The organism is Arthrobacter sp. FW306-04-A (genome assembly GCF_044358315.1).
Taxonomy (GTDB): domain Bacteria; phylum Actinomycetota; class Actinomycetes; order Actinomycetales; family Micrococcaceae; genus Arthrobacter.
Genome location: NZ_CP084559.1, coordinates 359,895 through 373,045 on the forward strand (window position 1 = coordinate 359,895; position 13,151 = coordinate 373,045).

At 64.1% G+C, this 13,151-nt stretch carries 13 protein-coding genes, 1 tRNA gene and 1 other RNA gene; 5 read left to right on the forward strand and 10 right to left on the reverse strand.

The annotated features are described in order from the left end of the window. Positions 1-60: 60 nt before the first annotated feature. From LFT43_RS01770 to LFT43_RS01785, 4 genes are read right to left on the reverse strand one after another with little or no spacing between them, the layout of a single operon-like run. The gene (locus tag LFT43_RS01770; protein ID WP_395800675.1) at positions 61-432 is read right to left on the reverse strand and encodes a serine protease inhibitor; all 372 of its coding nucleotides are present in this window, start codon (positions 430-432) and stop codon (positions 61-63) included. After that, positions 429-1,472: a 3-methyladenine DNA glycosylase gene (locus tag LFT43_RS01775; RefSeq protein WP_395800677.1), complete on the reverse strand. Its 1,044-nt coding sequence runs from the start codon at positions 1,470-1,472 to the stop codon at positions 429-431. The genes LFT43_RS01770 and LFT43_RS01775 overlap by 4 nt, the downstream gene beginning before the upstream one ends. After that, on the reverse strand, positions 1,369-1,938 hold the full coding sequence (locus tag LFT43_RS01780; protein WP_395800679.1) for an SSI family serine proteinase inhibitor: 570 nt from the start codon (positions 1,936-1,938) through the stop codon (positions 1,369-1,371). The genes LFT43_RS01775 and LFT43_RS01780 overlap by 104 nt, the downstream gene beginning before the upstream one ends. A gap of 26 nt (positions 1,939-1,964) precedes the next feature. After that, entirely contained in the window at positions 1,965-2,459 is a 495-nt protein-coding gene (locus tag LFT43_RS01785) for a MarR family winged helix-turn-helix transcriptional regulator (protein WP_395800681.1), read from the reverse strand. 124 nt (positions 2,460-2,583) lie between these two features. On the opposite strand from LFT43_RS01785, the gene LFT43_RS01790 reads away from it, so the two are divergent. Next, entirely contained in the window at positions 2,584-2,793 is a 210-nt protein-coding gene (locus LFT43_RS01790; protein ID WP_268025533.1) for a hypothetical protein, read from the forward strand. A 141-nt stretch (positions 2,794-2,934) separates the two neighbouring features. Beyond that, complete coding sequence (locus LFT43_RS01795) at positions 2,935-3,114, forward strand: hypothetical protein (protein ID WP_395802851.1); 180 nt, start codon at positions 2,935-2,937, stop codon at positions 3,112-3,114. Between the two features lie 143 nt (positions 3,115-3,257). On the opposite strand, the gene LFT43_RS01800 is transcribed toward LFT43_RS01795, so the two are convergent. Then, on the reverse strand, positions 3,258-4,604 hold the full coding sequence (locus LFT43_RS01800; RefSeq protein ID WP_395800684.1) for an aspartate kinase: 1,347 nt from the start codon (positions 4,602-4,604) through the stop codon (positions 3,258-3,260). A 253-nt stretch (positions 4,605-4,857) separates the two neighbouring features. Here LFT43_RS01800 and LFT43_RS01805 point away from each other — a divergent pair, with 253 nt between their 5' ends. Both LFT43_RS01805 and LFT43_RS01810 read left to right on the forward strand, forming a co-directional pair. Further along, positions 4,858-5,814 carry an ABC transporter ATP-binding protein gene (locus LFT43_RS01805; protein WP_395800686.1) on the forward strand — a complete coding sequence of 319 codons (957 nt, stop codon included), beginning with the start codon at positions 4,858-4,860 and terminating at the stop codon, positions 5,812-5,814. Beyond that, entirely contained in the window at positions 5,811-6,992 is a 1,182-nt protein-coding gene (locus LFT43_RS01810; protein WP_395800688.1) for an ABC transporter permease, read from the forward strand. Before LFT43_RS01805 ends, LFT43_RS01810 begins: the two co-directional genes overlap by 4 nt. 91 nt (positions 6,993-7,083) lie before the next feature. Here the strand turns inward: LFT43_RS01810 and recR are convergent, their stop codons facing one another. The 4 genes from recR to LFT43_RS01830 all read right to left on the reverse strand — a co-directional run bounded on the left by recR (position 7,084) and on the right by LFT43_RS01830 (position 11,722). Continuing rightward, positions 7,084-7,683: a recombination mediator RecR gene (recR, locus tag LFT43_RS01815; RefSeq protein WP_028265726.1), complete on the reverse strand. Its 600-nt coding sequence runs from the start codon at positions 7,681-7,683 to the stop codon at positions 7,084-7,086. 154 nt (positions 7,684-7,837) lie between these two features. Beyond that, entirely contained in the window at positions 7,838-11,059 is a 3,222-nt protein-coding gene (locus tag LFT43_RS01820; protein WP_395800690.1) for a DNA polymerase III subunit gamma and tau, read from the reverse strand. A 33-nt stretch (positions 11,060-11,092) separates the two neighbouring features. Then, an RNA gene (gene ffs / locus LFT43_RS01825) (signal recognition particle sRNA small type) lies at positions 11,093-11,189 on the reverse strand. Positions 11,190-11,398: 209 nt separating this feature from the next. Further along, a complete protein-coding gene (locus LFT43_RS01830; protein WP_395800692.1) occupies positions 11,399-11,722 on the reverse strand; it encodes a hypothetical protein in 324 nt (107 codons plus the stop codon). Positions 11,723-12,032: 310 nt separating this feature from the next. Between LFT43_RS01830 and LFT43_RS01835 the strand changes: the two genes are divergently transcribed. Next, positions 12,033-12,117, forward strand: a tRNA-Ser gene (locus LFT43_RS01835). 40 nt (positions 12,118-12,157) lie between these two features. On the opposite strand, the gene LFT43_RS01840 is transcribed toward LFT43_RS01835, so the two are convergent. Next, complete coding sequence (locus LFT43_RS01840; RefSeq protein ID WP_395800694.1) at positions 12,158-13,057, reverse strand: LysR substrate-binding domain-containing protein; 900 nt, start codon at positions 13,055-13,057, stop codon at positions 12,158-12,160. Positions 13,058-13,151: the final 94 nt, after the last annotated feature.

Here is a 13,151-nt window from a genome sequence, read left to right on the forward strand (position 1 = left end):
AAGACAAGGGAGCGGCCGGTGGCATATCCCGCCGGCCGCTCCCTTGTTATTCGCCGGACGCTAGAAGTTTCCAGTGGATCCGGAAATGCCGCCGAGGAGTGTGGCCATGGTGCGCCAGCGGGCGATCTCACAGCCGTCCGTCCGGCTGAAGCGGCTGCTGACCTCGCGGCCGCGGAACCGGCCGGTCACCACGGCCACCTGCGGACCGCCGTATTGCTGCGTGCAAATCCGGTCCGGCCGCGGAACCGGAAAGAAGATCTCTTCGCCGAATTGCTCGACGGCGGCAAGCGCCGCGCGAGCGTCCGGAAGAGTCGAGCCTTCGGAGACTTCGCCGCCCGAGCCGAGCAGGACGAACTCGTGATCCACGGCGCCTGGTGCCTCAGTCAGCGTGATGGTGAGTTCGACGTCGTACTTTCCATTGCTTGCAGTCATGAGTGTCCTTTGTGAGACTGTGCCGGTACCAGGAGCTTGAGAAGCGGCCGCACTTCGTCCAGGACCCGCGCGCGGAGCTCCTGGGCTTCGGCGGCGAATGCCCGCTGATACTCAACGTACTCGGCCTTGCCCTGCGGTGTCTCGATCCTGATGGCCGGATAGCCCCATTCTTCGAGGTCGTATGGGGAGGCCTGCATGTCCATGGCCCTGATCCGCCAAGACAGTTCGAAGCAATCCATCACCAGCTCGCTGGGCAGCGCCGGGGTCAGTTTGTATGCCCACTTGTAAAGGTCCATGTTGGCGTGCAGGCAACCGGGTTGCTCCATGGTGCGTTGGTTTTCCCGCGTGGGGGTGAGCTCGTTGAGTGGGGTGGCGTCCGGAGTGTAGAAACGGAAGGCGTCGAAGTGCGAGCATCGGATCCGGTTGTCTTCCACCACTGCGTCCGTGGCTTGGGAGCCGAGCCGCAGCGTGAGGTATTCGTGGCGAAGATGGAACTTGTCCTGCCTGTACACCATGGCCCACTCGTGCAGGCCGAAGCAGCCAAACTGGGCGGGCCGTGCAACAGTCCCCGCCAGGATGATCCCCGCGAAGCGGACGGCTTCGGTGCGGTCGGCCACGAACCGGCTGCGATCGAAGGTGACCGCGACGGTACCGGTAGGCAGGCCCGCGTCCGCCAGCGCGCCGTCGTCGAGCAATCGGTAATACTTCCACCCCGCCCGCTCTGCCGCCTTGGGGCCGGAGAGGATGACGCCGTCGCCGGGGTGCCAGCGCAGAAGCTGGCCGGGTTTCTGGGTGTAGTAGGTGAAGAGGAAGTCTTCCACGGGATGCTTCTGGCCTGCGGAGCGCCGGGCCAAATACGGCTTGGCGTAGCGCTCAACGCGGGCATGGTGGGCGGCCTCAAGCGCAAGCCATTTCTCTTGCTCGAGGTGCTTTTGCCTAGGCCCCGGCACCGCTGGAACCCAGGATGTCAGCGACGGCGGCCCATGCGGCGATTTCGCAGCCGTCAGTGAGTTTGTAGGAGGATTCGACGCCCACGCCATCCACGGCTCCGGTGACTGTTGCCGTCTGGGGACCGCCGTACTGCTGGGTGCAAACCTGGTCGCTGGTGCGGGGTGTGCGCGTGAGAAGGGCGGGGTTCTTCTTCAAGGCTGCGCACCCTGCAGCTGCGGTGGGGTGGTGGCTCTCCGCGGCGGGGACGCCGCCGGTGCAGACGAGCGTATAGCTTTCCGCGGCTGCAGTGGCGGACGGCTTGACGATGATGGAAAGTTCGGCATCTCCGCGGCCGGGAGTAGTGGGTGCGCCCGGGGTGAAGGAAGCGGTCGGTTTGCTGCTGGGAGATTCAGTCTCGTCCGGCAGGAGTCCGGTGGGGCTGGACGACGGCGTGGAGGACGTACTGCTGCCCGGGGCCGAGCTGCTGGGCGGGCCGCCTCCGGTGCCCGACGTGCAGGCGGCGAGCCCAGCGACGGCGAGGACAGCCAGAACGTACCGGACTATTCGCAGGCGCATGGGGGTTCTCCTTGATTCCTGCCAGTTTATCGCCCGGCGGCCGCTCCGGGGAGTTGAGTGGCCGCGATGAGCCCGGTCATGGCACGGTGCAGTTCCGCCACTTCGGTCCGCGTGAGGTGGAGCCGATCCATGATGGTTCCCGGCACGGCCGTTGCCTGCTGCCTGAGGGCGGCGCCGGCTTCGGTAAGGGCGATGGCGAGGGCCCGCTCGTTTCCGTGGATGCGGTTGCGGGTCACGAAGCCTGCGTCTTCGAGCCGGCGCAGGATGGGCGAGAGGGTGGCCGGCTCGTGCAGGAGTGCCTCGCTGATGTCCTTGAGGGTGCGGGGACTGCGTTCCCACAGGGCCAGCATCACGAGATATTGCGGATGTGTCAGCCCCATCTTTTCGAGCACCGGCTTGTAGACGCCCACCACACTTCGCGACGCCACCGTCAGTGCGAAGCACAATTGACGCTCAAGCAACAGCTCGTCTTCGGGCGGCGTGGTGGTTTCGAGGGCAACGGGAGTGCCTGCGGTAGCCATCGCTTGCTCCATTCTGTGTCGTGTGCCGGCCGTCCTGGCCGGAATAGTTAGTGTACTAATTGTTAGTGTACTCTTAACAGACAAGATCCTTTTAGAGAGGGTAGACCAGGTGGCCAAAGAGACCATGACCCAGAGATTCATGCGCGCAACGGGCAAGTTGCGGATCATCTTCGGGCCAGCGCACAGCAGTTCCCTGGATCACGAAATGACCGAGGAGAACCGGCTCCTCCTCGCGCGGCGCCAGGCCGAAGCGCAGCAATGGGAGACCATCCGCAGACCGGACGGCAGCACCTACGTGGTCCCCAAGAACCCTGACGACAAATCCCTCCGCTAACCCGATGGACGCAGATCTCGGGCCTTTTGCGGGTTCCGGGCGTAAAATTGGCCTCACTGGAACCACTCAGCTCCAACCTCATGGCTGGACCTCGCAGCGGGGAAGGAGGTGGGAATTGTGGGACATGCACTCGATAGCTTTATGAAGGTGACAGATCGACTGCGTTTCTGGTTCGGCCCGGCGACGCGGGGCGATATTGATACGCCCGTAGTCCACAAGCACGACGACTTCGAGACAGCGTCGGAAGAAGACCTGGGGCATTTCGTCGTCGAAACAGATGACCAAGGCCACCACTACGGAGTCCGTAAGGAAGACGCTTAAGGCCGCGGGGCGGCTCGAAAGCCCCAGGAAAGCAAAAGAACCGGAGCGTGAGCCCCGGTTCTTTCACGTTTAAGTGCCTTAGATCCCGACGGCGGGCGCCCGGCTATGTGTTCCCGGCGGCGGTGCCAGACGGCGGAGGCCGGCTAGCGGCCGGTGCCGCCGTACACGGTTGCCTCGGCTTCGCCGTCGAGCCCGAACGCCTTGTGGATGGCGCGCACGGCGTCATCCAGCAGATCGGCATGGGTGACCACGGAGATGCGGATTTCCGAGGTGGAGATCATGTTGATGTTGATGCCCGCGTCCGAAAGCGCCTTGAAGAACGTGGCGGAGACGCCCGGGTGCGAACGCATACCGGCGCCGATCAGGGAAAGCTTGCCGACGTTTTCGTTGTATTCGATGCTTTCGAAGCCGATCTCCGGCTGCGCGGCACGGAGGGCAGTGAGGGCGTCGGCGCCTTCCACGATGGGCAGCGTGAAGGAAATGTCCGTGCGGCCGGTGCCGTGAGTGGACACGTTCTGAACGATCATGTCGATGTTCGAGTGTGCCTTGGCGATGACTTGGAAAATTGCGGCGGCCTTGCCGGGGATGTCCGGGACGCCGACCACGGTGACCTTGGCTTCCGAACGGTCGTGTGCAACGCCGGAGATGATTGGCTGCTCCAAGGCAACTCCCTCTTGAATCGTGATCTTGTCATCGGCGCTGGGGAGGACCCAGGTGCCTTCGTTGTGGCTGAATGAGGAACGGACGTGCAGTGGCACGCCAAAGCGGCGGGCGTACTCCACGCAGCGCAAGTGCAGGATCTTGGCACCGGAAGCTGCCAATTCGAGCATTTCCTCGCTGGAGATACGGTCGATCTTCTGTGCCGTCGAGACCACGCGCGGGTCCGCCGTGTAGATGCCGTCGACGTCCGTGTAGATCTCGCAGACATCGGCTTCCAGCGCGGCGGCGAGAGCCACCGCAGTGGTATCGGATCCGCCGCGGCCAAGGGTGGTGATCTCCTTGGTGCTGTGGCTCATGCCCTGGAAACCGGCGACGATCGCTATATGTCCCTTATCCAGGGCAGTGCGGATGCGGTGGGGGTCGACGTCGATAATGCGGGCCTTGCCGTGAATGCCGTCCGTGATCATGCCGGCCTGTGAACCGGTGAACGACTGGGCAGAGGCGCCGAACTTGTTGATGGCCATGGCCAGAAGGGCCATGGAGATGCGCTCGCCTGCTGAGAGGAGCATGTCCATTTCGCGGGCGGGAGCGGAATCGGTGACTTGGGCGGCGAGGTCCAGGAGCTCATCCGTGGTGTCTCCCATGGCCGAAACCACCACGACAACCTCGTTGCCGGCCTTTTGTGCGTCAACCACGCGGCGGGCAACACGCTTGATGCCTTCAGCGTCGGACACCGAGGAGCCACCGAACTTCTGCACGATCAGCTGCTTCGTGATGGCAGTCTGAGCGGACAGGTCTTCGGTTTTCACATCGGTAGTGGGCAAACTCATGCGCGCACCCTCACTGCATCAATTGGGGATCATACGTTGCTTGGCCTGACAACGGCACGGCTACGTAGCTTTATTTGGCCAGTTTATCGCCGGGCGCCGCGGGCAGGGGAATTGTGACCAAATCTCGGCCTTGGGGTGGATGTCCAGCCGTTTTAGCGTGGCGTACGATCAAGAAATACGCAGCCTGAGGGCATGTGGGCTCACAGGAATTGAAGCGTACTTGTTCTGTTTGGGGGAAACAGGTGAGTAGAGCATGTCCATAGCTGAAAGTTCAAACGGCCCGGGTAGTGCTGCCGTCGGCGTATCCGCGGTAGGCGTCTCACGCCGCTTCGGTACGGTCCATGCAGTGGAGCACATCGATTTCCATGCGCCAGCAGGGAAAGTCACGGCGCTCATCGGTCCCAACGGGGCTGGCAAGACGACGCTCCTGCTCATGCTGGCCTCACTTCTCCGCCCCGACTCAGGGACCATCCGGATTGACGGCCTTGATCCACTCCGGGACAGCGCCGCCGTGCGGCTCCGGATCGGCTGGATGCCGGACACCCTGGGGGTGTGGGAGTCCTTGACTGCGAGGGAAATACTAGTCCAGATGGCCCGCTTCTACCGTCTGCCCCAAGCCGGTATCGGCCAGCGTGTGGACGAGCTGCTCGAACTCGTCCGCTTGGATGCACTTGCTGGCCAGCCCGCACGTGTGCTCTCCCGGGGTCAACAGCAGCGGCTTAGCTTGGCCCGAGCCCTTATCCACGATCCCTCTGTGCTGCTGCTCGACGAGCCAGCCTCCGGCCTCGATCCGGGATCCAGGGTGGAGCTTCGGAACCTGCTGCGCCGCCTCGCGGGGGCCGGGAAAGCCGTGGTGGTTTCCTCCCACGTCCTCAGCGAGCTGGACGAAATCGCAGACGGTGCGGTGTTCGTCAACCAAGGGCGCACTGTGAAACAGCAGACCCTCGAGGAGGCGGCGCGGCAAGGCCGCCGCTACGCGATTACCGCACTCGACAACAATGCCCTCGCGGCAAAGCTCAGCGAACTGGGCCTGGAATATCGCGTGGAGGCAGGCCTCCGTCCGTCGGTCACCTTGCTGTTGACGCACGACGACGGTGCTGCCGCCCTCCTCAGGGAACTCGTTAGGTCTGGCATCGGGGTAGTTTCCTTCGCCCCGGCCTCTGGCGCCCTCGAAGAGACCTACATGAACCTGGAAACGGAGCGACGATGAGCAACGTGACTGAAACCGTGCCGGGTCCAGCGGGACCGCAGGGAACTACGGGCGGCGGGAACGCCGTCGTCGGCTATCTTGGCGGGATCCGCGACGTCGTGGTCCTCGAGATGAAGCAGCGGCTGCGCTCCCGCGGCTGGTACATCATGTTGGGCATCTGGTTCGTGGTCATCGCCGTCGTGACATGGTTGACTTGGGCCGCCTGGAACGCCAGCGCGGCAGTCCAGCGTTCGATGCCTGGATCCGGGATGTCAGTGCAAAGCGGACCGGGATCCGCGATCTTTGAAGCGGTCCTGGCGTTTGTGCTGCTCTTTGCCCTGCTGGTGGCACCGGCATTGTCCGCCAACGCCGTCAACGGGGACCGCGCCGGGGGCACTCTGGCTATCCTGCAGGTGACGCTGCTTACGCCGGGGCAGATACTTTGGGGCAAGTTCTTGGCTGCGTGGCTGGCGGCGCTGGCCTTCTTGGTAACCAGCACACCGTTCCTGGTCTTCGGCCTGGTCCAAGGCGGACTGTCTCCCGGCCACATCCTAGTGTCCCTGCTCATGTTGGGAGTGGAGATCGCGGTTGTTTGTGGCATCGGCGTGGGAATTTCCGCGCTCGCGGCCCGGCCGCTCTTTTCGATCGTCGTGAGCTATCTGACGGTTGCCGGCCTGGTGGTCCTGTCCCTGATCGCTTTTGGGTTGGGTATGCAGTTGACACAAGAATCCGTGACGGTGGATGAACCCGGTCCGTCCATGGCGTACATCCCGCCCTCTGCTTCCGGGGCTCCGCAGCCAATCCCTTGCAGGCCGGTGCAGCAAACAGTTTTCCACACCGAACGCGTGGCGCTGGTCCTGGCCATCAACCCGTTCGTGGTGGTGGCGGACGCCATTCCTTACCCGGAGCGGGGCAACACGAATTCCATGCTTGGCGCCGGAATGCTCGAGGGCATCAGCCAAGGCACCCGGCAAGCATTGGCCGGGCCCAGGCCGCCGTATTCCCCCTGCGTCGACGGTGTGTACCAGCCGCAGAACCAACAGCTGCAGAACCAGTACCAGTACCTGCAACAGACCACACCAGTGTGGCCCCTCGGGCTGAGCATGCAGGTGGTTCTGGCAGGGTTGCTCATGTGGCTCGGGTGGCGAGCGCTACGGACGCCGGCAAGCCGACTGGCCCGAGGCACTCGGATCGCTTAGGCCGGATTTGGACGGGATCCCGCGGCGTTCAGGGGCGCGCCGGGGCGTGCGCTACCGTGCGCTGGGCGCGTCGGTTACCTGAAGCGGGTTGTTACATGAGCGCGTTGCGCCGCCCTTCGAAGGCCCTTCCGAGGGTAACTTCGTCCGCATATTCCAGATCTCCGCCTACCGGGAGGCCGGAAGCGAGCCTGGTGACGGTGATGCCGATCGACTTCAACATGCGGGCCAGGTAGGTGGCCGTCGCTTCGCCTTCAAGGTTGGGGTCGGTCGCGATGATGATTTCCTGGATGGCGCCATCGTTGAGCCGGGTGAGGAGCTCGCGGATACGCAACTGCTCGGGCCCGATGCCCGCGATCGGGTTGATGGCGCCGCCGAGCACGTGGTAGCGGCCGCGGAAGGACCGGGTCCGTTCCACCGCCAGGACATCTTTGGATTCTTCGACCACGCAGATCACGGACGGGTCGCGGCGCGGATCGCGGCAGATGTTGCACAGCTCCTGCTCGGTGACGTTGCCGCAGACCGTGCAGAACTTCACCCGTTCCTTGACCGTGGTAATGGCCGCGACCAGTCGCTTCATGTCCTCGGGATCGGCCTCAAGGATGTGGAACGCAAGACGCTGCGCCGATTTGGGCCCGACGCCCGGGAGCCGGCCGAGCTCGTCGATCAGCTCTTGTACTGCGCCTTCGTACACAATGTCCTCGTTCGTTCTATGCGCGCCCATTGTTGTTGCGCGGGCGTCGCGGTTTGGTGGCACCTTGCCGAGCTGCTGGAAGGTTCGCAGCGGTGGTTCCATGGGGTTCTACACGGAACACTGTGCAATCCATGCAAGTTGTTGTTTTCGGCCGTTAGCGGCGCATCAAGGAAGTGCCGTCCAGCGACCTTTCTTCCAGTAGCTTCCCGCCCAGAATACGCTCGACGGCGGCACGCCCAAAGACTCCCGACTCCTCGATCGTCTCGTCGTCGGCACTCGGGATATCCTCCACCACGACGCCGGAACCGGCTGCAGCCCGCGCCGGGGCCTTCTCGCGTCCGGCGATGGCTTCGGGACTGTTCGAAAGCCGTTGGTAGAGGCTTTGCTTCCCGGTTCCTGAAGGTGCCGATACTGGCGTTTGGGCAGTCCCTGGAGCCTGGGCCGTGGACTGTATGAGTCCTACCGCCGAACGTCCGGTTTCGCCTCCGGGCATTGCGGCTGCTGGCGACGAACCCGCTGGTGACGAACCTGTTGGTGACGAAACCGCTTGCGGTGCGCCCGCGCTTGAGGGGGTGGGCGAGGGTGCTGACCAAACCGACGTTGACCATTCGGCCGCTGGCACGGAGGCCGGTGCCGAAGCCCGCGGCTGGCTTGGAATCTGTGCGGCCGCGGGTTCATAGATGGGACTTGCGGTTGCTACCCCTGATGGAGGGGTTGGCCCGGAGTGCCCGGCTGAGTTGCCTGATGCCCCGGCACCGACGTTGGATTCGGTGCTGACCACCCATGAACCCGGCGCGTGCTCGACAGCCCTGGACCAAGGATCTTCCGGGGCCTCGGGCTTCTTCTTTACGGGAGTGGCTTGGGATGAGCGCTTGCTTGATGCCGCAGGGGGGCCGGCGGTCGAACCGTTCAGCCCTGAAGCCGCGGCTGGAGACATGGCGAGCTGCGGAGTAGCGGCTTGCGGCGCGGATGTCCCTGCCGCGGGCATAACGGCGAGGCCCGGGGGTGCCGATGGCGCCCAATCCATCGGCGGTTCTTCGTCGAGCGGGGGAGCGTCCTCGTCGCGCGGGGGACCCCAGTCGTCGTCCGAATACGAGTAGTCCATACCCGGGTCGACGGTTGAGGTCGCGAGTGCCGCTGTAGCCGAAACCGGGGTGGCCACCCCCGGGGACACTATGGCTGCCGCTGCGGCCGGGCCCTGTTCGGCGGAAACGTGTTGGTTGGCCGGAGCTGTTGGTGCTTGCACCGCTGGCGCGGGTGCTGGGACCTGTGACGCGTCAACCTTGCCCGCTTCAGGCGCGGCAGCCGCGCTTTGCGTTGCAGGGGCAAGTCCCCATGCGCTATCCACGGCGGACGACGCTGTTGGAGAGGCGCCTCCGGTTACGGAGGGCGCCGCGTCAGCCGGTGCTTTTGGGTTTGGCTCAGAGCTACCTGAGCTGTTGCCGCCGACGACGGAGGTGATTTGGCAGTCGATGCCGATCGTCTTGTGGATGGCTTGGCGAAGATTCTCTGCATGGTCTGCCCGGCTAAAGGCGCTCGCAAGGCCGTCAGTGCTGAACGCAAGAGTCAGAAGTTGGCCGTCGAACTGTGCCACCTGCGCGTTGGCTCCAACCAAAGCCCAGCTACTGCGCTTAATCTTGGTCAGCGTCTGTAGGATCTCGGGCCAAGCGCGACGGATGACCTCGACGTCGGCGCCACCGGTAGCGGGACGAGAGGGCTGTGCGGGCGCCGCTGCCTGGCCTGACGCTGGTGCCTGGGGTGGCACGGGTGCCGCTGCAGGTTGGGGGGCGTCCTGATCGAGTGGTGGTGGAACCGCCAGTGCCTGCGCTACGGGATGCTCGGCAGGGCTCGCGGCAGACGCGGGCGAATGTGTGGCGGGATCCGCCGCGGGACGGCTGGCCGGTTGACTGGCCTCATCCACCGGCCAGTCATTGGTGGACACGCGAGGCGGCGTGAGCTGGTCCCTGGACGGGGGCTCGGAAACAGGCGGTGTTTCAGCAACGGGCCGGGCCCCGGAAACGGTCGGCGCGTCGGAAGCCGGAGCCTCAGCGACCGCCGGTACCCCGGACACTGGTCGGGTGGAATCGGTACTGGCCGCCGCCGTCGGGCGTCCCACTGGCTGTTCCGCTGGGCGGGCAGGCGGGGCTACGGAGGGAACCGCGGCAACGGCAGGCGAACCTTGGGCTTCCGCCTGGGGAAGCGCCCCGCCGTAGTTAAGGCGGCGTTCGACGCGGTCGATCCGGGCCGCGATACCGCGTTCGGTCTGCTCGGAACTGGGCAGCAGGATCCTGGCGCAGAGCAGTTCGAGATGTAGCCGGGGGGACGTTGCGCCGGTCATTTCGGTGAGCGCGGTATTGGTGACGTCGGCGGCGCGGGACAGTTCCGCGGCACCGAGGTTGTTGGCTTGGCTGCGCATGCGGGCAATCTGGTCCGCGGGCATGCCGCGGAGGATGGCTTGGGCGCTCTCCGGCATGGCCTGGACGATGATGAGATCGCGGAATCGCTCCAGCAAGTCCTCGACGAAGCGGCGCGGATCGTGCCCAGTTTGGATGACACGGTCCACGGCGCGGAAGACGGTGGCGGAGTCTGACGCGGCGATTGCCTCCACGACGTCGTCGAGCAGCGAAGCGTGGGTGTATCCGAGCAGTGCGACGGCGAGTTCATAGTCCAGGCCGTTGGGTCCGGCGCCGGCCATGAGTTGGTCCAGCACGGAGAGGGAGTCGCGCACAGAGCCGCCGCCAGCACGGATAACGAGGGAGAGCACTCCGGGAGCAACGGCGACGTTCTCCTGCTGGCAGAGGAGCTCAAGGTACTTCATCAGCGGCTCGGGCGGCACCAGTCGGAAAGGGTAGTGGTGCGTGCGGGAGCGGATGGTGCCAATGACTTTGTCCGGCTCCGTGGTGGCGAAGATGAACTTGATGTGTTCCGGCGGCTCTTCAACGATCTTCAGCAGCGCATTGAAACCCGCAGAGGTGACCATGTGGGCTTCGTCAATAATGAAGATCTTGTAACGGTCCCGGACCGGGGCGAAGGTGGCGCGCTCGCGGAGATCACGGGCATCATCCACGCCACCGTGACTGGCGGCGTCGATCTCGATGACATCAAGGGATCCGGAGCCTCCGCGCGCCAGTTCGACGCAGCTGTTGCACTTCCCGCAAGGTGTGTCCGTGGGGCCCTCGGCGCAGTTGAGGCAGCGGGCCAGGATCCGGGCGGACGTGGTTTTTCCGCAGCCGCGGGGACCGGAGAAGAGATAGGCGTGGTTGACGCGGTTTTTGCGCAGGGCCGTCATGAGCGGCTCCGTGACGTGTTCCTGCCCGATGACGTCCGCGAACGAATCCGGACGATATCTGCGGTAAAGAGCAGTAGTAACAGTCACAGGGGAAACCTACCTATAGGGACTGACATTTAAATAAGAGACCCCTCATGCACCCGCCAGAGCCCATCTACCCTTGCTACCTTCCGGTCCTGGGGGAGTTCAACAGGATGACGCCACATGAGGGGCCGTCGACAAGCTTACCCGAAGTTATCGAGCCCTCCGAATCTGCGGACATGTGCCTTGTGGGAGCCAAGAAATGGACATGTCCCGCGTGAGGGTCAAGGACTGGACATGCCCCTTTGGCTCCAGCGGACATGTCCTCTGAGAGAGCCAAGGACTGGACATATTGGGATTATGTCCAGTGCCCGTGCGCAAGGGAGGGCATGTCCAGCGGACTTCCTAGCGCCAACCGTTCACTGCCCAGGTCATAAAGGCCGGCTCCTCATAGGGATGGGCTGAACGCAAGGCCTGCACTACGGCGTCGAGCACGTCTGCTTCAACCACGCACTCCACCCGGATTTCCGGCACAGTCTCACCTTGCCCCACGGCCCCGATGAACGGCTGCGCCCCGGGCAATGGAGTGAAGCGTCCGGTGCCTGGAGTGGTGAAGGAACAATGCGAATAGTCGCCGATTCTGCCGGCCCCGGCATCGCCGATCGCGGCCAGCAAGCTCTCGCTGTGCGATACCGGGACGTAGACAACAAGGGCGTGCAGTTGGCTCATGCCACCATCTTCCCAGTGGTCCGTCGAAAACAGGTCAGAGGACGGTTCTTGATCTCCATTGCCAAACCGCGGAACGGAGCGGACTATGGGTATGTACACCGATTGGGGCAATCTCAAGATTGTGAGCCGCAGGGCCTGGTTTCAGGGGCTGGACCCAGCAGCTCAACGGAGTGCCGGAGGAATGGACGCATTGGGGGCGTCCATTTTTGCGTTTAAGGGCGCGAAAGGCCCTGCCTGAGGCCCGGAAGTGCCGATTGGGCGATGCCGAAAATCTCGGGTACAGTGGAGTCTGCTTTTGATTCAGAAGCATGGAGAATTCGCCTAGCGGCCTATGGCGCACGCCTGGAACGCGTGTTGGGTTAACGCCCTCGGGGGTTCAAATCCCCCATTCTCCGCGTTTTGGCCCCGGTCTTTGGACCGGGGCCTTTTTGCGTCCTACGCCCGTTCCGCGGCCACTCGCTCCAGCACTTCCCGGCATGCCAGAATCGCAGGGTGAATCCGGCCGGCGGTGCGGGTCGACGTGAAAACTGTCCGCTTGGGCAGTCCTGGGAGATCCAGCAGCTGTACTGGAGTGGTCCGGCCCGTCCACACGAGGTCCGGCATGAGGGCCACCGCGTTGCCGGACTCGATAAGCCGAATCTGCGCTTGGAGGTCGGCAGTTTCGTAGCGGACGTCGGGTTCGAATCCGGCCGAGCGGCACGCCTGCTCCGCCCAGTGCCTCGATGCCGCGCCGCGCGGTTCCATGACCCAAGGCAATGCCGCCGTGTCCGCCAGCGAGGAAATCGATTCGCCGCCCAGTCCCAGCGGGGGAGTTGCCAGCCTGATGGCGTCGCTGGTCAGGGTGGCCCGGTCCAGTCCGGGGTGGTGCGGGGCGGCGTGTCCGGGGTATTGCTCGGCCACCACAATGTCGAAGTCGCGAGCCCAGGTTTCGTAGAGCGCTGTCTCGGGCTCGCGTTGGATCATCTCCACGCGCACTTCCGGGTACTCGCCCTTCATGATGGTGAGGAAGTCGGGCATGAGCGCCAGCGCTGCTGTTTGAAATACGGCCAGCCGGACCGTGCCTGTGACAGTGGAAAGTGATGCCGCCAGGTCCGTCTCCGCCCGCTCCAGCGTTGCCAGCAAGGCAGCCGCATGCTCCACGAGGATCTCGGCCTGCGGGGTGAGCTGCACGCGTCGCCCCGACTTTCTCAGCAGCTTCACACCGGCTTCCTTCTCCAGCAAGGTCAGCTGCTGGGACACCGACGACGGGCTGTACTTCATCGCGTCAGCCACCTCTGCGAGCGTTCCGCGGATCTTCAATTCGTGCAGCAAGCGCAGCCTGCGTACGTCCAGCATTCGGCTCTCCAGACGGGTCGAGAAATCTAACGAATATTGTTCAGAAAAGATCGCTTTTCCTAATCTGATTGTAGATCCATACTGATGGAAACAA

Bases quoted from the DNA above. Each gene is read 5' to 3' on its own strand.
- LFT43_RS01770 (WP_395800675.1), bottom strand. From the start codon at position 432: ATGACTGCAAGCAATGGAAAGTACGACGTCGAACTCACCATCACGCTG.
- LFT43_RS01775 (WP_395800677.1), bottom strand. From the start codon at position 1,472: ATGGCGTGGGCGTCGAATCCTCCTACAAACTCACTGACGGCTGCGAAA.
- LFT43_RS01780 (WP_395800679.1), bottom strand. From the start codon at position 1,938: ATGCGCCTGCGAATAGTCCGGTACGTTCTGGCTGTCCTCGCCGTCGCT.
- LFT43_RS01785 (WP_395800681.1), bottom strand. From the start codon at position 2,459: ATGGCTACCGCAGGCACTCCCGTTGCCCTCGAAACCACCACGCCGCCC.
- LFT43_RS01790 (WP_268025533.1), top strand. From the start codon at position 2,584: ATGACCCAGAGATTCATGCGCGCAACGGGCAAGTTGCGGATCATCTTC.
- LFT43_RS01795 (WP_395802851.1), top strand. From the start codon at position 2,935: ATGAAGGTGACAGATCGACTGCGTTTCTGGTTCGGCCCGGCGACGCGG.
- LFT43_RS01800 (WP_395800684.1), bottom strand. From the start codon at position 4,604: ATGAGTTTGCCCACTACCGATGTGAAAACCGAAGACCTGTCCGCTCAG.
- LFT43_RS01805 (WP_395800686.1), top strand. From the start codon at position 4,858: ATGTCCATAGCTGAAAGTTCAAACGGCCCGGGTAGTGCTGCCGTCGGC.
- LFT43_RS01810 (WP_395800688.1), top strand. From the start codon at position 5,811: ATGAGCAACGTGACTGAAACCGTGCCGGGTCCAGCGGGACCGCAGGGA.
- LFT43_RS01830 (WP_395800692.1), bottom strand. From the start codon at position 11,722: ATGAGCCAACTGCACGCCCTTGTTGTCTACGTCCCGGTATCGCACAGC.
- LFT43_RS01840 (WP_395800694.1), bottom strand. From the start codon at position 13,057: ATGCTGGACGTACGCAGGCTGCGCTTGCTGCACGAATTGAAGATCCGC.